The sequence below is a fragment of the Runella sp. R0.1_18 genome (assembly GCF_057652155.1).
Map to the genome: position 1 here is coordinate 60,482 of NZ_JBYFCK010000015.1, position 19,952 is coordinate 80,433.

Annotated in this window: 16 protein-coding genes and 1 pseudogene; 4 read left to right on the forward strand and 13 right to left on the reverse strand. The window is 44.9% G+C overall.

Translation table 11 applies throughout. From position 1 onward, the window contains the following. Positions 1-10 precede the first annotated feature (10 nt). The 3 genes from AC23P2_RS22485 to AC23P2_RS22495 all read right to left on the reverse strand — a co-directional run bounded on the left by AC23P2_RS22485 (position 11) and on the right by AC23P2_RS22495 (position 4,720). Entirely contained in the window at positions 11-1,420 is a 1,410-nt protein-coding gene (locus tag AC23P2_RS22485) for a sensor histidine kinase (RefSeq protein ID WP_487775291.1), read from the reverse strand. A gap of 3 nt (positions 1,421-1,423) precedes the next feature. Beyond that, complete coding sequence (locus AC23P2_RS22490; RefSeq protein WP_487775292.1) at positions 1,424-3,142, reverse strand: histidine kinase; 1,719 nt, start codon at positions 3,140-3,142, stop codon at positions 1,424-1,426. 153 nt (positions 3,143-3,295) lie between these two features. Further along, positions 3,296-4,720 carry an aldehyde dehydrogenase family protein gene (locus tag AC23P2_RS22495; protein WP_487775293.1) on the reverse strand — a complete coding sequence of 475 codons (1,425 nt, stop codon included), beginning with the start codon at positions 4,718-4,720 and terminating at the stop codon, positions 3,296-3,298. Between the two features lie 135 nt (positions 4,721-4,855). On the opposite strand from AC23P2_RS22495, the gene AC23P2_RS22500 reads away from it, so the two are divergent. Together AC23P2_RS22500 and AC23P2_RS22505 are read left to right on the forward strand one after the other, a co-directional pair. Then, positions 4,856-5,884, forward strand: a complete 1,029-nt coding sequence (locus AC23P2_RS22500; protein WP_487775294.1) for a helix-turn-helix domain-containing protein — start codon at positions 4,856-4,858, stop codon at positions 5,882-5,884. A gap of 15 nt (positions 5,885-5,899) precedes the next feature. Beyond that, complete coding sequence (locus AC23P2_RS22505; RefSeq protein WP_472487779.1) at positions 5,900-6,703, forward strand: SDR family oxidoreductase; 804 nt, start codon at positions 5,900-5,902, stop codon at positions 6,701-6,703. 92 nt (positions 6,704-6,795) lie between these two features. Here AC23P2_RS22505 and AC23P2_RS22510 read toward each other — a convergent pair whose 3' ends face one another. The 4 genes and pseudogenes from AC23P2_RS22510 to AC23P2_RS22525 all read right to left on the reverse strand — a co-directional run bounded on the left by AC23P2_RS22510 (position 6,796) and on the right by AC23P2_RS22525 (position 10,927). Then, entirely contained in the window at positions 6,796-7,692 is an 897-nt protein-coding gene (locus tag AC23P2_RS22510; protein WP_487775295.1) for a S1 family peptidase, read from the reverse strand. A gap of 114 nt (positions 7,693-7,806) precedes the next feature. Beyond that, positions 7,807-8,349, reverse strand: a pseudogene (locus tag AC23P2_RS22515) (phosphoenolpyruvate carboxykinase (ATP)); the annotation flags it as partial. Positions 8,350-8,434: 85 nt separating this feature from the next. Continuing rightward, entirely contained in the window at positions 8,435-9,118 is a 684-nt protein-coding gene (locus tag AC23P2_RS22520; RefSeq protein ID WP_487775296.1) for a potassium channel family protein, read from the reverse strand. A 6-nt stretch (positions 9,119-9,124) separates the two neighbouring features. Next, positions 9,125-10,927 (reverse strand): TrkH family potassium uptake protein, encoded by a 1,803-nt coding sequence (locus AC23P2_RS22525; RefSeq protein ID WP_487775297.1) that lies wholly within the window; start codon positions 10,925-10,927, stop codon positions 9,125-9,127. A gap of 112 nt (positions 10,928-11,039) precedes the next feature. On the opposite strand from AC23P2_RS22525, the gene AC23P2_RS22530 reads away from it, so the two are divergent. Continuing rightward, entirely contained in the window at positions 11,040-14,090 is a 3,051-nt protein-coding gene (locus AC23P2_RS22530) for a serine hydrolase domain-containing protein (RefSeq protein WP_487775298.1), read from the forward strand. A gap of 51 nt (positions 14,091-14,141) precedes the next feature. Here the strand turns inward: AC23P2_RS22530 and AC23P2_RS22535 are convergent, their stop codons facing one another. From AC23P2_RS22535 to sufC, 6 genes are all read right to left on the reverse strand, one after another. Continuing rightward, positions 14,142-14,480: a hypothetical protein gene (locus AC23P2_RS22535; RefSeq protein ID WP_487775299.1), complete on the reverse strand. Its 339-nt coding sequence runs from the start codon at positions 14,478-14,480 to the stop codon at positions 14,142-14,144. Between the two features lie 92 nt (positions 14,481-14,572). Further along, a complete protein-coding gene (locus AC23P2_RS22540) occupies positions 14,573-15,511 on the reverse strand; it encodes a D-2-hydroxyacid dehydrogenase (RefSeq protein WP_487775300.1) in 939 nt (312 codons plus the stop codon). Positions 15,512-15,722: 211 nt separating this feature from the next. Further along, entirely contained in the window at positions 15,723-17,042 is a 1,320-nt protein-coding gene (gene sufD / locus AC23P2_RS22545) for a Fe-S cluster assembly protein SufD (protein WP_487775301.1), read from the reverse strand. 17 nt (positions 17,043-17,059) lie between these two features. After that, positions 17,060-17,317, reverse strand: coding sequence for a Txe/YoeB family addiction module toxin (locus AC23P2_RS22550; protein WP_028527243.1), 258 nt, complete (start codon positions 17,315-17,317; stop codon positions 17,060-17,062). Further along, entirely contained in the window at positions 17,314-17,541 is a 228-nt protein-coding gene (locus AC23P2_RS22555; protein WP_487775302.1) for a hypothetical protein, read from the reverse strand. The genes AC23P2_RS22550 and AC23P2_RS22555 overlap by 4 nt, the downstream gene beginning before the upstream one ends. A 24-nt stretch (positions 17,542-17,565) precedes the next feature. Then, on the reverse strand, positions 17,566-18,324 hold the full coding sequence (gene sufC / locus AC23P2_RS22560) for a Fe-S cluster assembly ATPase SufC (protein WP_028527244.1): 759 nt from the start codon (positions 18,322-18,324) through the stop codon (positions 17,566-17,568). A gap of 339 nt (positions 18,325-18,663) precedes the next feature. Here sufC and AC23P2_RS22565 point away from each other — a divergent pair, with 339 nt between their 5' ends. Continuing rightward, positions 18,664-19,944, forward strand: a complete 1,281-nt coding sequence (locus AC23P2_RS22565; RefSeq protein WP_487775303.1) for a TolC family protein — start codon at positions 18,664-18,666, stop codon at positions 19,942-19,944. Positions 19,945-19,952 lie beyond the last annotated feature (8 nt).

The following is a 19,952-nucleotide window of genomic DNA, read 5'->3' on the forward strand; positions in this document are numbered from 1 at the left end:
GATACTGCAATCAGAGCGGAATTTTAAGTTCTACGCGCGTGCCTCGGGGGTTACCCTGATCATCCATCAAGTCGATGGTAATGGCACTAACGGCCTGGGTTCGGTTGGCATTGAGGAGGCGAATCCTACTATCGGTAAAGGAAGTACCGCGCGAAATATGCGAGCGACGGCGGTGGGAGTTGATGTACGCAGCGGCCTCGCGGCCAATACCGTTATCTTCAATGACGCACAACAAATCATCAAACTGTCTCAGAATAACCACTTTAAGCCGCCCTCCACCTTCCTCCTTTGGACGAAGCCCGTGTAAGATGGCGTTTTCGATGTAAGGTTGAAGCAACATTGGCGGAATCTCCGTCCGCTCGGCATCAATGGTTTCATCAATGTCGATGTGGTATTCAAATTTATTTTCAAAACGAAGTCGCTCTAAATCAATATAATACGACAATGCCCGCGTTTCGTCGGCCAGCGATACGCGGTCGTTCACCGAGTTTTCCAGCATTTGACGAATCAGTTTTGAGAATTTAGCCAAATAATTCAGCGACTCTTTGGTCTCTTGTTTGAGGATAAAATGTTGAATCGATCCCAGCGCATTGAACAAAAAATGTGGATCCATTTGGGCTTTCAATGCCTGCAAACGCAAGTCGTGGTTGATGTGTTCAATGTCCAAGCGTTGGCGCTCAATTTCCTCGTTTTGTTGGCGAAGCAACGCATTGGTATCATCCAAAACTGCACGCTGGCGATCGGTTTCGTCCAAAGCCTTTGTCAACTTTTGCTGATTGCCACGGTTGACCAGTTGAAGGTATATAAAAGCCACCGTCAGCATAACCATGCCTCGAATGATGCCCATGTGCGCTACGTGCGGGTTGTCGTAGTGGGCGTCGTTGGCAATCCAGGCCGACCGAGGAATTAAGTCTGTTACGTAGTCAAACGCTACCACCGTCAGAAAAACCAACCCAAGCCCAAATAGCATTTGCAACCACTCCGTGATTTGAAAAAGCAAAATAGGCAAGATAATCATGGCCATAAACGAAATTTTGGCCGCCGAAGCAGGCCCCTCGGTGAGCAATCCAGCGCCTATCAAATTGAACACAGGCGGCATGAGCACAAACCACCACCGCGCCGTCGAGTACCACCCCAAGCGATTGATAAAAATGGGTGTCATGTAGCTCAGAATCGCTAAAAAATGCAGAATGAATACATCAAGTACTTGAACGTAGTTGAACAACGGTGCGATGAGCATCAAACTAACTGTTGCCGCCAAGCGGTTGGTCAGTTTCACTTTGTTTCTACGGTCTTCGGAAAGCGCGTCAGTAATGCCTTGTCTCGACACCCAACTCCATAAGGGTCGAACCCAACGGATCAAGGTCTGTGAGAAGGCATTTTTCTTGGCATTTAACGATTCCGAAAGCGCTTTCAACATACGTTATGATTTTAAAACACGATAACGGATTTCGTAACGGTTAGGGACAGACGTCGAAACCGTAATCGTACCCGCTTGGGCTGCGTTGTAAAGCTCCATCCGTTGCCACATCAGGTTTAATGACGCGTTGTCGATCTCTGATTTATTGTTGATGCTTAATAAAGGCTCTCCCGTTGGTGCATTTACTTCAATGCTCCCCACAATGTATCCATTCTTATAATCAAACCCAACTTGCAGAAAACCATCGTTGTCTTTTCTAACCAAAATACCTCGGTGCAAGGCAGATTCAATCAGCGGGTATATCAACAACGTCGGAATTTGCCAATCTTTGACGGCTTGGTCATACTGCACTTCAAAGCCAAATTTGTCGGCATAACGGATTTTTTCCAATTGCAAACATTGCGTTAATAACTGACATTCTTCCTCTACCGTACAGAAGGTCGTTTCGGACTGTTGCAACAAACTAGTCATACATTCCGACAGCGCCGTCAGGTACGCAAGCGTACTTTTTCGTTCGTTTAGGCTTACAAAATACCGAAATGTGTGCAGTGCATTGAAAACAAAATGAGGGGTTGTTTGTGACTGTAACACCCGTAGCTGCAAATCCCGATTGATGCGTTCTATCTCGCTTTTTTGGGCCAAAATCAACTCGTTTTGCGTTCTCAATACTTCCGAATATTGCTTCTTGCTGCGATAACGAAGGTAAAAAACCAACATCAATACCAACGCGAACACACCCGTGAGTAAAATAATATTCCGAACGTCACGCTGAAATTCTGACTCTTGAGCAGCTTCGATGACACGTGCCGCAAACAAGTCTTTCTCAATTTGTAATAACTCCAAATCGTTTTGATTTCGCATCGAATCGTTCATCACGTTCAGAAATACCAGTTTCCACATGTGCGCCCCCAAATACTTACGGGCGATTTGCTCAAAATCACGCTGAAAATCAGCACTTTCAAAATACGCATCGACGGGTACTTTCCAATCGCTTTTCTGAGGATAAATCCCCGCAAAACCTGGACGTTTGACGGCCCAAACGGGCTGGCGTTTGACTTTGAGGCCACGCTGAAGCGCCACAATGTATATCGACAATGGCAGATACCCAAACGCTTTCTCATCTTGGGAAATCGCCTCGGCAATCTCGTAATCATTGTTTTTAAACGTTGTTGCCACCTGAGGAATCCGCGACCTAAGTTTGGCAAGGTCTTCGGCCATCGTGGTGTTGTTCATCGCAAAGCTGTGCATCTCTCTAGCACCGTCTAAAAACGCTTCGGGCGATTTGTACAGTGCTTGGTTGGCGTGTGTCACTAGCACGTTGAGGTCGGGCATGTAGGGTGGGGTAAATTGAAGAAACTTGGCCCGTTCGGCGGTGATTGACACATACCCCCACGCAAATACCCCTGCTTGTTTGCTGTTTTTGATGGCCGCTATCATCTGCTGAAAATCGGGGTTTTCCACCCAGTTGACGGCCAACTTTACCCCATATTTTTTTTCGGTAAAACGCACAAATGCTTCCATTACTTCGTACTCCACGCCCATCAGCCGCCCATCTGAAGCCTTGAACACAAACGGGTCGATGCCATTCCAAAGCGACGTGACTGTTCCTTGTTTATTGCGCAGTACTTCTTTCCACGAATCACCCTGATACGCGGCTGTTTTCTGCGCAAAAACACTTAGTTTCCACAGCACAGCCAGCCCTATCAGTAGCATTTTTTTCATTGATTTCTGTTCGCGATTTTGGAGTTTTATCTTAACCTCCAAAAATACCAAAACCCAGCGAGACCATTGGCATATATATACGTAAAATGCCCCGAAACGGGGCATCCACTTATTTAGCGTAACAAATACGTATTTTTTCAAAAAAATAATGCCCTAAAAATACTTAATGAATAGCTCAATGAGCTTTTTGACTTTGTCGGTATAAGGCGGATAGATAAACTTCATCGTTCCAAATTGTCGTTTAGTAACTCCCCTCAGATTGCTCATTTCTTGAAATCCGAAAAAACCATTCGACTTTCCAATTCCGCTGTTGTTTACGCCCCCAAAAGGCACTTCGGCGTTGCTAAACTGCAACATCATGTCGTTGATGACCGTATCTCCCGCTGTGGTATTATTCAGAAAATAATCAATACTGCGTTGACTATTACTGTGAATGTACAAAGCCAGCGGTTTTTCTTTACTGTTAACGTACCCAATCACCTCCTCTTTTTCACGGTAGGTCAACACAGGTAGCACAGGTCCAAAAATTTCCTCCTGCATCACTTTCATGCTATCGTTAACATGGGTAAGGAGCGTTGGTTCAATGAAATTTTGGTCAGCAATGGTAGCTCCGCCCACTTCAATTTTAGCACCCTTTTCTACGGCATCGTTCAGATACCCCTTGATGCGCTGAAAATGACGTTGGTTCACAATGCGGGCATAACTATCTGAGGTTTCTACTTTCGTGCCATCTGAGGCGTACATTTTTTTGACTACGTCCCGATAAGCATTGACAAACGCGTCTTTTTTCGACTCATGAATCATCACATAATCAGCCGCAATACACGTTTGTCCGTTGTTCAAACATTTACTCCAAGCCGTCATCTCAGCCGCTTTTTGAATATCTGCCGTTTCGTCGATGATATTAGGCGACTTCCCTCCTAGCTCCAGCGTTACCGATGCCAAATGCTCGGCCGCCGCCCGCATCACCACTTTGCCGATGGAAGGCGCTCCTGTAAAAAAGATATGGTTAAACGGCAGTTTCAATAGCTCCGTAGCCACAGTGGCATCGCCTTCTACCACCGCCACTTCGTTTTCATCAAACAGCTCACCAATCATTTTTTTGATAAACCCCGAGGTATTTGGCGTCATTTCTGAGGGTTTGATGATGGCGACATTCCCCGCCGCAATGGCCGAAACCAACGGCTTAATGGCCAACGAAAGTGGGTAATTCCAAGGAGAAATAATGAGTACATTTCCTTTGGGTTCGTGTTTGATGTAGCTTACGGTGCCTATCATCCCCATGGGCGTCGAAAGCCGTTGCGGGGCTACCCAACGTTTCAAGTTTTTGCAAGCAAATTTTATCTCCGAAGTAATGCTGTAAACTTCCCCCAAAAGCACTTCAGAAGCTGGTTTTCGGAAGTCATCGTACATAACTTTTTCCACCTCTGCTTGGTTTTCCATCAAATACGCCTGAATCTTTTGGAGTTTTGCTTTCCGCTCATTGGCGTCAGTAAGGGCAATGTAGGCTGCTTTGCGCCGCTGTTTTTCAAAAATACGTTTACAGTCCGCATGGACCATTGGTTCTTGTACTATCATAGGTTTTTGGTCAAAAAGGTTAGGTTAAGTCAGCGTTGGGTAAGTACAAAAATACAATTTTTCAGCAGGATAGTTACATATTTTTAGTAAAACAGAAATTTATCTACTTTTACTAAAATTTTTATCAAAATCGCCATGAGCATTGTCAGCGACAACATGAAATACTTGCGGAAATTGCACGGAATGACGCAAGACCAATTTGCCCGCCGAATTGGCATAAAACGGGCTTCTGTGGGCGCTTACGAAGAACAACGCGCCAATCCCAACATCGACGTTTTGAAGGTAATGTCGAAGTTGTTCAATGTTTCTGTTGACGATTTGCTAAAAAAAGACCTTCGGAAAATCCGCGAAACGCCGAGTCTTATTCCCATCGACAAACCAGCGGTTTCGTCGTTGGTATCGGAGCCTCAAGAAAAAGAGCCACAGACACTTTCGAGCATTTTTGACCAGTTTTATGTGCCGCCTACGTCCACGCAGCCGCGCCCACAGCCTGTGCCTGTGCCCCCACCCGCTGCCGTAGCGCCTCCTGTCATTGAGCCCCCCAAACCACCGAGCCCGCCCAGCTATTCGGCGCCCGTTACACCGCCGCCTGTGGTACCGACTTATGCCCCAGTGACGACGTTCAACAACAATTATGACGGAGGTTCGGCTACCATTGTCCAAACACCAAGTGCGTACGATAAGCCAAATCCCCAGGCGATTCCTTACGTTCGGCAGTCGCAAATGAAGGAGTACATTGACAAATTTTCGCAGAACGATTACGTCAAACGTCTTCCTTCTTTTGAATTTCCACTTTTGCCCAACGGCAGTTACCGCGCCTTTGAAGCAGGCGACGATTTTTCGTACGTCAATTCGTTTTTGGTGGGTCAGCAAATCAGCAATTGGTACGACATCGCTGATGGGAAAATGTACGTTTTGGTAGCACGAAATTTGGGGGTGGTTTGCCGAAGAGTTTATAACCAAGTAAAAATCAAAGGAACACTTTTGTTGAGTTCAGATAAAGTAAACATTCCTACCTTTGAGGTACCCATCAAGGACGTACTGGAAGTGTGGGAAATCAAGGCATTTTTTAGCACAGTTTTGCCCGAGCCTACCGTTTCGCTTGACCATCTTCGGTATTTAGTGAATCAAATGCACGAAGAACTGAACCAAATTAAGAAATAGATGGGTTGTTAATACATGTCTAAAGTTATTCTCATTACTGGAGCTTCGACGGGGATAGGCCGCACTACCGCCGAGTACTTAACAAAACTAGGGCATCGCGTGTATGGCACCAGTCGCAAACCCTTCAACGAGGTCGTTTCTTTTCAAACGGTTGTGATGGACGTTACCGACGATACTTCGGTGCAAAACGCCATCGCCCACGTTCTACAACGTGAACAACAAATCGACATCCTCATCAACAATGCAGGTTTGGGAATTATTGGTGCCCTCGAAGAGGTTCCCGAAGAGATGATTCAACGGGTTTTTGATACCAACGTATGGGGACTTTTGCGGGTTTGTCGCGCCGTGTTGCCCGCCATGCGCCAACGCCGCAGTGGACTTATCATCAATGTAGGCTCGATTGCAGGCCGCATGGGTTTACCTTTTCGGGGCATTTACAGCGCCAGCAAAGCCTCGGTAGAAATCCTGACCGAAACCCTCAGCATTGAACTCAAACCTTTTGGGATTGAGGCATGTAGCGTATTGCCTGGCGACGTCCGCACCAACATCAACGCCAACCGTTTGGTGGCGCACAGCCCTTCCAATTCGCCTTACCGAGCCTACGTGGACGACATGAACGCCAAGGTAAACGCCGAAGTAAGCGAAGCCGCCGAACCGATGTACATTGCCAAAACGATTGAAAAAGTAATCAACGCAAAGTCACCCAATATTTATTACGTAGCAGGGCCGTTTCTCCAACGTGCTTCGCTATTGCTCAAACGCTTTTTACCCAGTCGAGTTTTTGAATATTTACTTCGGGAAAATTATGGGATGAAGTGATGATAGGCATTTTTGAGGGTTTTTGATAGGGGACTAATAACGACTAAATTGCCCCCTATTCGACATTCTGCACTAGAAATTCGACACTCCTTCTACCCTTTTTTCATATAAAACTTCACATCATGTTGGCGAAGAAACTCTTTGATGATGTCGGCGCTGATACACACACCTACGTGTAAAAAGGGGTGATTAGAAATCTTGGCGCGGTGGGTTCCCCCTACCCAAACGTCGTGATTGACCATGTCAAACCCCATGTGCAAGTGCCGAGTCGATTGTTGCATTCCGTAAACTGTGCCTTCGGTATCAAACAGCGGGCCACCACTTTGTCCTACCAATCCTGGGGTACTCATTTCAATAGCAAAGGGAGTTCCTGACTCATCGACAATATGTCGAGTGACAATTCCATCAATGGGAAACGAAGGAGTTACTTGGTTATTGGTTCGAACCCACTCAATGTCGTCTAAATCTGAATTGTAGCGAAAGTTGGTGTATTCGGCAAACGGATACCCCAAGCGGCACAATGACTTTCCTTGCTTGGCACTGGCTCCATCGGCGACAAATTCGGCAGGACGTTGAAAAAACTTTTGTCCTGTTCCTTCAAAACGCAAAAGTGCTAAATCGTATTTTGGATGGTACGTGACGTGGATTTGGGATAGACTTTCAAAGCAATTGATAAAATCGAATTTTTGCCCAATAACCGTCCCCAACTTCATATTAAACTGTTCTTCCAATCGTTGCCGCAAATAGTCGTGCTGCGGCTCGCGTAAAATTTTACGGTACTCTGCCATAAAACGTGCATAGTGCTGCTGGATAGCTCCCACGTTGACAATCAAGTCGGCTACGTGCTTACAAGTGATGGCATCGCCATTTTCATTGATAAAAAACAAGGTCGCAGCGCCAGGTCTGATTTCGGCTTGGTTGTATAAACGAGTGATAATATGGATAGGTCGAGTAAACTCACTAACGCGTTCGATGGCTTTTACAAACATTTTTTCTCTTAGGTATAAAGTTATTGCAATACTATAGTACAATTCTCGTACCACAAAAAAGCCCTCAGCGGAATTTCTGAGGGCTTTGGGAATTAAAAAAGAGAAAGAAAATCGTTAGACCAACGGCGCCCCCGCCAAGATTTGCGGACTTGCGTAATCGCTGTATTTAGCAAAGTTACTGCGAAACAAATCGGCAAGGTACAAAGCTGCGTGGTCATAAGCTTCAGCATCGTTCCAAGTCGCACGTGGGTTAAGCAATTCGCTAGGCACATTTGGGCACGTTTCGGGCATTTCAAAGCCAAAAATCGGGTGTTTCACGTAGTTTACCTCTTCCAAATCGCCTTTTAATACCGCCGTTATCATTGCCCGCGTATAGGCCAGTTTTATACGCTCACCTTCGCCATAGCCACCACCCGTCCAGCCCGTGTTGATAAGCCAAACGTTTACTTGGTGTTGGTTAATTTTTTTACCCAACAAATCAGCATAACGCGTTGGGTGAAGTGGTAAAAAAGCCGCTCCAAAACAAGCCGAAAAAGTCGCTTGCGGTTCTTTGATGCCCATTTCTGTGCCTGCTATTTTGGCAGTATATCCCGAAATAAAATGATACATGGCCTGACCTGTCGTCAGTTTTGAAATTGGTGGCAGTATGCCAAACGAATGTAGTCAATGGGGAAAGTACACAGCAAGCGTAATTATAAAAATAACCGTTGGTGTTTTTTATAATTCTTTGGCGATTATTTCATCATCGATTTAAAATTTTCTTCAACTCCTTCACATTACCAATAATAATGAGACGATCTCCTGGCCGCAGTTCGGTTTCGGCGTCAATATCTAGGTTGAGCTTTTTAATTTTTCGGGTATTTCCCCAGAGGCTTTTTTCATTTTTAACCTGCACGTACGCTACTACTTTTAGCTCTTTGGCCTGCGCCAGTTCCGTTTCAGATAATTTTTGATAATAAAACTTTTGGGGAATCGACAGCTCCATCATCGACGAATTATCACAAATCTGCACCGAATTATCAACCAAAGGCAGGGTTAACTTATTGGCGACCCGTTCGGCGGCATCTTCTTCGGGAAAAAGAATTTCGTCCACGCCCAAGGCTTCAATCACCGTTCGATGCACATCGTTGAAAGCTCGACTTATGAGTTTTTTTACATTTTGTTGTTTCAGCAACGCCGTAATCAGCACTGATGCTGCAAAGTCTTCGCCAATAGCCACCACTACCACATCCATTTCTTTCAGGGGGACGGTGTGGAGGTTGGTCGCGTCTGTGCAGTCCATACAAACGGTATGCGTAATTCTATTTTTGAGCGATTCTACCTTTGTGAGGCTAATATCAGCGCCAATCACTTCGTGCCCCATGTCCGTAAGCCGAATACTGAGGGTAGAACCAAAATTTCCAAGACCAGCTACAAAAAACTTCATGGTATTCTAATTTATAAAAACGTTTTCGTTGGGATACTGATAGTTGCGCGCTTTGGTACGTTGAACAAAAGCCACAAACAATGTAAACGTCCCAATCCGACCGATAAACATGAGAACAATTAGTACTATTTTGGTGGCATCCCCAAAAAGAGGCGTAAGATTAAGGCTGAGTCCTGCCGTACTGAAAGCAGAAAAACATTCAAAAGCGACCCCAATGAGCGGTTTATCTGGTTCTAATACGGTGATGATTAAGATAGCTGGGCCAATAAACAATAAAGAAAGCGTCATAATGGCAAATGCCCTTCTTACCGACTCAGTTGGAATACGACGCCGAAGTACCTCTACGTGTTCTTTTCCACGGGCCAAACTAAACACATTAAGCAACGCAACGGCAAAGGTGGTGGTTTTAATCCCCCCTCCTGTTGAACCTGGCGAAGCTCCAATCCACATCAAAAGGAGAAAAATCAACACTGTTGCGGGCGAAATTTCCTCCAAATCAAAAGAGGCAAAACCTGCCGTTCGAGGGGTTACCGCAGCAAAAATGGATGTAGTGATTTTATCAACAAAACTGGGGTGTTGAAGCAATACTCCACTGGCTTCACTCCACCAAAATGACAAGGCTCCGAAGAAGATTAGTACCGTCGTCAAAACCAAAACCAAGCGAGTATTGATGCTTAGTAAACGCGACAAATGGTGCATTTTTTCTTTGTAACGAACCCAATAATACAACTGACGAAGGTAATGTTTTAAGAATAAATACACGTCGTCGATAATACTAAACCCTATTCCTCCCAGAACGATTAAGACAATTAATACCCACTGAAAGCCCAAATCTTGCCGCAGAAAGTCATTTAAAAGCCCGTTTGGAACAATTGAAAAACCCGCATTACAAAAAGCTGAAATACTGTGAAAAATAGCGAACCTGAAACGCTGCCCACTTGTTACGAAAAAGGCATTATTCTCAAGCATAAAATAAATAAAGACGGCGCCAATCAGCTCAATGGCCAACGTTATTAAAATGATTTTCATCAACGTTCTAAACACATCCCCTATTCGGTCGGAAGTGGCAATATCTTTTAGAAACAACTGATTTTCAATCGAAAAACCACCTTGGTACAGATACCCAAAAAAGCTGGTAAATGACAGCATCCCCAGCCCACCCAGTTGAATCAATATTAGCAAGATAATCTTACCCAAACGGGTAAATTCTACGGCCACATCCACCGTCGATAAGCCCGTCACACATACCGCACTTACCGACGTAAAGAGGGCATCGACAAAGCTAATTCCATGAACCGTAGCCCGAGGCAGCATGAGCAGCCCCGCTCCAATCAAGGCCAACAATAAAAAACTAAGAATGAATGATAGAGCAGGATTAAAGCGCTGAGAATAGAGCGACAGCACCTTGCGTGAAACATCAAAAAGCAATAAAAATCCACAAATAGCCAAGCTGCCCACGTTCATCCACGAATGGGGTGCAAACGCATGTTTGAGGTGATTAAATTTATAGCCACAAACAAATAACAGCACGATAATCAAGAGCAGCCGCAGCGCATTACTCAGGTTGCTTTTGCTCGGAAACAGCAACGTACGCAGGGTAAAAGCCACGGTAAAAGTGCTCAAAAAAAGCAAATAAACACTCGAAAAAAAAACGGGCTTAGAAACGTGTCGAAACCCCAAGTCATAGGCCATTACAACGGCTGTTACAAGCCCTACGTACAGAGAAAATTGCTCAAAAAAATTGTGTAACGAATGGAGCAATTTTATCTTGAAGCGCTGATAACGGTGATAAAGACGACGTAAAGCCATTGAATCCTAAATAGGTTGTAATACGAATTAGTTACATTTTGGTGAGAATATCAAACTTTCAGCAGTTTTTCGACCTTTTCTATACCTTTGCCAAAAAATACGCACTTCACACATGAAACGCTTGCTGTTCCTATTCTTTCTAGCTTTTTTATTGGTTCAAACCAGTTTCGCCCAACAAACTACCCCGCCTTTTCTCCAAAACCCAAATCAACGTTGGGTTGACTCAGTCTTTAATAGCCTTACCGCCGACGAGCGCATTGCCCAACTCATCATGGTCGCAGCGCACGGATACCCAAACAACCCAAGTCGTGTGATCATTGATACGACTTTTACCAACCCGCGTGTGGTAGCAAAGTATATTAGAGATTACAAAGTAGGCGGCGTGATTTTCTTCCAAGGCGGCCCAGTTCAGCAAGCACAGTTGACGAACTATTATCAGTCGATTTCCAAAGTACCATTATTGGTCGCCATGGATTCCGAGTGGGGACTTGCCATGCGCCTCGATAGTTCAGTACGTTTTCCATACCAAATGACGATGGGGGCGATTCAGGGCAACGACGAGCTGATTTATAAAATGGGAAAACTCCTTGCCGCTCAAAAACGCCGTTTGGGGGTGCACATCAATTTTGCACCTTCGGTCGATGTCAACAACAACGCCAACAACCCTGTCATCAACTTCCGTTCATTTGGCGAAAACCCACAGGAAGTGTACGAAAAAAGCTTCGCCTACATGAAAGGAATGCAAGACGGCGGCATTTTGAGTTCGCTCAAGCACTTTCCTGGCCACGGCGATACGGGCGTGGACTCACACTACGACCTGCCCGTTATTCCTCATAACCGCGCCCGCCTCGACTCAGTGGAGCTGTATCCATTCCGTAAACTGATTGAACAAGGAGCTGACGGAATCATGATGGCACACTTGGCCATTCCAGTGTTGGATACGGCCAAAAACGTACCTTCTACGCTTTCAAAACCCATCGTAACGGGGCTGCTCCGCGACCAACTCAAATTCAATGGCCTGATTTACTCGGACGCCATGAACATGAAAGGGCTTACAAAGTATTTCCCCAACGGCTTGGGCGATGCCAAAGGTTTAGAAGCAGGCATGGACGTGTTAGAGTTTAGTCCCAATGTACCTGCGGCCATTGCCGAAATCAAAAAAGCCGTGGCCGAAGGACGCATCTCTCAAGCGGAGATTGACGCACGGGTCAAAAAAGTATTAGCGGCAAAAGCGTGGGTGGGTCTCGACAAGTTTACCCCTATTAAAACCCAAAATCTGATTGAAGACATCAACGATAAACAATCAGAACTTATCAATCGCCAGTTGACCGAAAATGCGCTGACCGTTCTCAAAAACAACGACAACGTCCTCCCCATCAAAGATTTAGATAAAGTAAGTATTGCCTCTATTTCATTGACCGACGCTCCTGCCATTACCACCGTCACCAAAGATGGGGTCATTGCCCTTGGCACCCGCAACGAAACTGCTTTTACGGGAGAACTCACCACGTTCCAAAAAACATTGTCACTTTACACCAACATCGACCATTACGTCATTCACCCAAAAACACCTGACAGCCTTCAAGGTAGCATTCGAGCCGCCCTCAAAAGTTACGATATTGTACTGGTAGGTGCGCATTTGAACAACATTCGCCCAGGCACCAACTATGGCATTACGCCCACCACCGCAGCTTGGGTAAAAGAACTTGCGGCCAACGGAAATTCGGTCATTACGGTATTTGGAAACGTTTACGCACTCAACAAACTACAGGACATTGGCAAGGCCAAAGGTTTAATCATGGCCTATCAGCTAACGCCATTTACGGAAGAATTGTCGGCCCAATTGATTTTCGGCGCTATTCCTGCCAAAGGCAAACTTCCCGTATCGGTCAATACCCAATTTCCGTACGGAACAGGCATCGAAACGCCTGCGATTGGTCGGCTAAAATACACCATTCCCGAAGAAGTGGGCTTGGATAGCAAGTGGCTTTCTTTCAAAATCGACTCCATTGCCAACAATGCCATCGCCCAAAAGGCGGCGCCGAGTATGGTGGTGCAATTGGCCAAAGATGGCAAAGTATTTTATCGAAAAAGTTATGGCTCCTTAATCCCCAATGCGGGAGCTACAAATTTGTCCCCATCGGGGGTTGGGGGGCTCTATGATTTTGCTTCGGTTACCAAAATTGCGGCCTCTACCCTTGCATTAGCCAAATTGCACAGCGAAGGTAAGTTCAACTTAGACGGGACGATGAAAGACTATCTGCCGTTCTTGAAAAAATCGAACAAAGCCGACTTAGTTTGGCGACAAGTACTCACCCACCAAGCAGGTCTGAAAGCCTTTATTAACTTCTGGCGCGATTGCCGCAAGCCCAATGGCAAATGGAAACCTCGCACGTTCCGCTGGGGTAAAGAAGCACACGGCGCTTATACCGTGCAGATTACGGACAGCCTTTGGTTGCACAAAAAATACCATAACAAACTGTTTGCTTCGCTCAAAAATTCAGCCCTCAACGAAAAAAAGGAGTACGTGTATTCCGACTTGTCGTTTATGCTTTATCCGCAAGTAGTGAAAAACCTCACGGGCATCGAATTTGAAGATTATTTAAAGTCGAACGTTTATCGGAAAATCGGGGCTAATAGCCTTACTTTCAACCCGCTTCGTTTCAACAAACTAAGCCAAATCGCTCCTACGGAACGGGATACTTTTTTCCGACAAACACTCGTTCACGGGCGCGTACACGACGAAGCAGCGGCCATGTTGAATGGCGTAAGTGGTCACGCAGGCTTGTTTGGAAATGCCAATGATTTGATGAAAGTAACGCAATTGTTCCTCCAAAAAGGCAGCTATGGCGGCGAATCGTTCATTTCGGAAAAGACCATGAATGAATTTACGCGTTATCAGTTCCCAGAATCACGCCGAGGAATTGGTTTTGACAAACCTAGCCGCGTTTACAACGGCAATGCACCCAAAAGCGCCAGTCCGCAAAGCTACGGACACACGGGTTTTACGGGCATTATGATTTGGAACGACCCTGCATACAACCTCAATTACGTATTTTTGTCAAACCGTGTCTATCCCACCCGCGACAACAATAAGCTTTCGTCGCTCAATGTCCGCACGGCCATTATGCAAGTGGTGTATGATGGATTGGGAATAAAGTAAAGTTGGTATATTCATCAGTTTAAACGCACTGTTAAGTACATCAAAAGTTTTTTAGGAATTCAAAGTAGCCTCGGTAGAGGCAAAACCTTTGTAGGAATTCAAAGTAGCCTCGGTAGAGGCGAAATCTTTGTAGGAATTCAAAGTAGCCTCGGTAGAGGCGAAATCTTTGTAGGAATTCAAAGCAGCCTCGGTAGAGACGAAACCTTTGTAGAAATTCAAAGCAGCCTCGGTAGAGGCGAAACCTTTGTAGAAATTCAAAGCAGCCTCGGTAGAGGTGAAACCTTTGTAGAAATTCAAAGTAGCCTCGGTAGAGGCGAAATCTTTGTTTCTACAAAGATTTTCTGCAAGAAAAAGCCCCATCGGGGTGACACACTCAGTTGAAGATGCCACCCCGACAGGGCTTTCTTGCAGATTTGCTTAATTTTTTCTATTAAGATGTAGCTCCTCTGGAGCAATAATTTGCCCCTCTAAGCACTGTTGCCTCATTTCCCCGCCAAATACGTCTGAATATTCTCGGCAACCTTATCCATAAGGCGAATTCTAGCTTCGATACTCGACCAAGCTATGTGAGGGGCGAGCAATAGTTTTTCTGGATTTTTAGCTTGTAAATAGAAGTGTGTAGCGGGAATGGGTTCTTGGGTAAATACATCAATGGCTGCGCCCGCAATCAAATCATCATCGAGTGCCCGTACCAAATCTGCTTCATTTATAATACCTCCCCGACTTGTATTGAGCAACAAAGCCGTAGGTTTCATTTGGGCTATACGCTCGTAGGTAAGTAAATTATCGGTATGTTCGTTGAGCGGCGCATGTACCGAAAGCACGTCGCACGTCGCCAAAAACTCGTCCAACGGAAGTGAAGCATAAGGGACATCATACGTTTGTCCCGAAGCGGAATAATATACGATTTCACAACCAAACGCCGTTGCGATCTGCGCAACTTGGCGGCCAATTTCGCCCAGCCCCAAAATTCCAAAACGTTTCCCCCGCAGCTCCCAATAAGGCCGACCAAGGTGCGTAAACATTCGTTCTTTCGAATATTCCCCTGATTTTACGTACGCATCGTAATAGGCTGTCGAGTTGAGCAAGGCCAACAACAACGCCATGGTTTCTTGGGCTACGCTGTCAGTTGAGTATCCTTTTACGTTCTTTATTTGTATCCCCAACTCCTTGGCTGCGACCAAGTCAACGTTATTCATTCCCGTGGCTGCCACACAAATCAGCTTCAACGACGGCGAGTTCTCCATCGTTTGACGAACCACTTTGACTTTGTTGGTAATCACGACTTCAGCCGCCTCTATCCGCGAGGCTACTTCATCGAGTTGGGTATCGGGGTAAAAAACGACTTCGCCTAGCTCAGACAATTTAACAAGGTTAGGAATATCTCCTAGTGTACGGGCATCTAAAAAAACGATTTTCACGGGGTGTAGTTATGATTAACGTTTTGCTTTAAAAACATTGCGTATCTATTAAAGCATTTACCGAAGCTTACATAACCTCAATTCAACAAAAAAATCGGGGACAAACGGGTGACCCGACGGGGTCAGGTCATAGTTAGCCAATGTTTAGCAACAAAAAATCCCCGTTTGCCAACGGGGATTTTTTTATAATGTTTATCCATCAAATGCTTGACTATTGCGACAATTTCTCAGCAATCAGTCCTTCGAGGTATTCTTTGATAGCTCCAATTTTGATTTGGCTAATGACATCCTCACAGAAAGCATACATCAACAACGTCTGTGCTTCAGCCTTAGGAATCCCACGCGAGCGCATGTAAAACAAAGCTTCATCGTTGAGTTTACCCGTTGTCGTTCCGTGCGAACACTTTACGTCATCGTTAAAAATTTCCAACTGTGGCTTAGTATTCATGATAGCCTCATCCGAAAGCACCACGTTACGGCACGATTGGTACGCGTTGGTTTTACTGGCTCCATCACGTACAAAAATCTTCCCGTTGAAAACACCCGTTGATTTATCTTTCAAAATCCCTTTGTACAACTCATTACTGTACGAATTTGGCTGTGCATGGTCCACCAATGTATGGTTATCTACGTGTTGTTTTCCGTTCGGGAAATACAAGCCATACATAAACGCCTCACAATTTTGCCCATCCAACACAATGTTGAGGTTGTTTCTGACAAACCCACCATTGATGGTTACTGTTACGGCGTAGAAATGGCTATTTTGCTTTTGGCATACTTGCGTAGTACCCACATGATACGACTTTTCGGTATCATTCTGTACTTTGTAGTATTGAACGTTGGCATTTTCTTCCACCACAATTTCGGTCACGGTGTTTGTAAATGCGCCATTCTCTCCCAGCGTACGGAACGCTTCGGCGATTTTCACTTCGGCATTTTTACCAACCACCACCAAGTTACGGGGCTGTGAAGCCACGTTGATACTGCGGGCATCGGTGATAAAACGCAAGATAATGGGCTGTTCTACTACTTTTCCCGCAGGCACGTTGATGACAACACCGTCGTGGGCAAAGGCGGTATTAAGGGCCGTAAAAGCTTCGTTTTGGTAATTGGCATATTGGGCAAAATACGTTTCCAACAAAGTCGGATTTTCTTTTACCGCTTGGCCAAAGTTCAAAATTTGCAGTTGGCTTTCAGGCGAAACAATGTTCGACAGTTCCGCATTATAAATGCCGTTGATAAAGTACAAAACGTTTCCTTCCAAATTAGGAATTGAAAGGGTAGCAAGTTCATTTTCCCCGAACTCCGTTTTGACGTTAAAGTCAAACGCCTGCTTTATTAAATTGCTGACGTTGCTATATTTCCACTCCTCGTGCTTGATAGTTGGGAATCCCAACGTCTCAAAATTTTGCATTGCCGCACGACGCGTCTGATGCACCGCCGATTTGGTTTCGCCGTTGAGACGCCCTTCGGTCGCTTGAAAATTGGCAACGAGTTGTTCTTTTAAATCTATGTTTTTTGACAAATCCATGTTTGAATTTTTACAACTCAATAATGAAACTTACAGCTGATGATAATTATCTCATCGTTGGTAACTTGATATACCAAACGATGTTCATCATCTATCCTTCTCGACCAACACCCTTTAAGATTGTGTTTAAGAGGTTCTGGTTTACCAGTTCCTTCGAAAGGATTTCTTTGAATTTCTTCCAGTAATTTAATGATACGATCCTGTATTTTTTTGTTTATACTTCTCCAATCATTAAACTGGCCGAAAGCCGTAGGAGTAAATGCAATATTTCTCATTTACTCAATTCACCTAATTCTATGACAATTTTTTCTCCTTTTCTCGCTTCTTCCAATGACTTTTCAAGAGCATTGCGATTGGCAGTAGTTGAAAGCAGATAATCTGTTTCGTCCATTTCACTATCAATAGTCAAACGAATCTTACGATTTTTATACATCGACTTCAGCCCTTTAAAAAACTGATAATCAAGCTCTTCTGCCCTCAATTCTATGATAGTAGTCATACGAATTATTTTTAAATTTTAAGGCTACATCGTTGCCGCTACTTCTGCCTTAATCCAGTCGTATCCTTTTTCTTCCAACTCAAGCGCCAATTCTTTTGGTCCTGATTTTACGATACGACCTTTGTACAATACGTGTACGTAATCAGGCACGATGTAGTCGAGCAAACGTTGGTAGTGCGTCACTACGATTACTGCGTTTTCTGGCGAGCGCAACTTGTTTACACCTTCGGCCACGATACGAAGCGCGTCGATGTCCAACCCTGAATCGGTCTCATCCAAAATCGCTAATTTTGGCTCTAACATCGCCATTTGGAAAATCTCATTACGTTTTTTCTCACCACCTGAGAAACCTTCGTTCAACGAACGTTTCAACAATGAGTCGTCGATGTTTACCAATTTGGCTTTTTCACGCATCAATTTCAAGAACTGCGCTGCATCCAATGACTCCTCTCCGCGTGATTTGCGGATTTCGTTGAGGGCCGTTTTCAGGAAGTTGATAGTCGTTACCCCTGGAATTTCTACAGGATATTGAAAGGCCAAGAAAATACCCGCAGCCGCTCTTTCTTCAGGCGACATTTCTAGCAAATCTTCTCCGTCAAAATCAACGCTACCGCCTGTTACTTCATATTCTTCCCGCCCCGCCAAAACCGAAGCTAAGGTACTTTTACCAGAGCCGTTTGGCCCCATTATCGCATGGACTTCGCCTGCTTTGATTTCCAAATTGATTCCTTTCAAAATCGCCTTGTCGTCAACCGACGCTTGTAAATCCGTGATTGTAAGCATAATAAGTGTTTGTTATCTAGGTAAGGACGAGAATGATTCCCGTAATACATCCGAAAAAGTCTGCAAAATTACAACAAAGAGTCCATAAACCCTTGTGTTTGAGTAACAATTCTAATGAAGGAAAAGTTGGAGTAACCCCTAAAAAGTTTCAAACGTTCAAAAGGGAAATATTTAGTTTAAACATTAATACTCGTATATCGAAAGGGTAGCGCTTCCTAGTTGCTATTTAACTGCGTTTTAATCTAACTTTTAAACTCCTTTAATAACACCCACCGACATTTGTACAGTCAACTTATTAACAGCCTAACGCTCTATTTTTCATTTACATTTTATCTAGCTATGCGTATTGTTCCATTGCTTTTTGCCATCACGATGGTGACTTTAAGCGCACGCCCCGTTCACGCCCAATCCGACTCGTTGCGCCTTTCTTTGCCCCAAGCCGAGCAACAGTTTATCCAAAAAAACTTTGTGTTATTGGCTCAAAAATACAACGTCAATGTAGCCGAAGCTGCCAAAGAACAAGCCAAGCTTTGGTATAATCCCAACTTATTTGTAGAAACCAACCTCTACAATGGGTACAGCAACAAACTGCTTCCGTACGGTCGCAACAACGATTTGTACAACCCAACGGGCGGAGTCGTCAACGTTCAGGTACAGCAAATTGTGAGCTTGGTGAAGCTAAGAAGCAAACTCGTTCAGTTGGCCGAAACCAACATTTCGCTCCAACAATCAGCTTTTCAAGACCTTATGCGAAACGTTCGTTTTCAGTTGGCACAGGCATTCGGGAATTTGGCTACCAACCAACAAAAACTAACCATGCTCCAATTGCAAGGTCAGCAGCTTGCCTCGCTTCTGGAAGCATTTCGGGCTCAGCTCAAATTAGGCGTCATTGCTCCTTACGAAGTGACACGCCTTGAATTGGAACAAAAAAATTGGGAAAGCGACCTCACCGACTTACACGCCCAAATCAGCCAAGACGAAGCTACATTGCGAACTTTATTAGCGGTAAACGGAACGACGTATATTATTCCCGTTACGGAAATGACTGCCTCAAAAACGGCGCAACCTCTGAACGATTTGGTCAACCAAGCGCTCGCGCAACGCCCCGATTTGCAACTCGCCGATCAACAGGTCACTTACAATCAACGCAACTTCACCTACCAAAAAGCCCTCGCTACGCCTAACCTTACCTTGGGTGCTGATTACCAACACGTAGGTGGACCATTCCCCAATTACGTAGGAGTACAAGCCTTGATTGATTTACCCATTCGTAACAAAAACCAAGGCAATATCCAAGCCGCTCGCTGGGGTATTGACCAAGCCAAAGAAAGCCGCAACGCCGTGGGGATTCAGGTAGAACAAGAGGTAGTGAACGCATTTCAACAATACAACCAAGCCACGCAGTTACAAGCCAAAATCACACCCGAATACCTCCAAAGTATCCAAGATATTTCTAAAAACGCTACCGAAGACTACACCCGTCGGGTGATTGATTTGGTGAGTTTTATTGACAAAATCAGGGCTTATAAAGATGCCCAAATGATGCTAATTGATAGCTCGAATCGTCTATATCAAGCACAGCAACAACTTAACTACGTCACCAATTCTAAGGTGTTTTAACTCTCAAT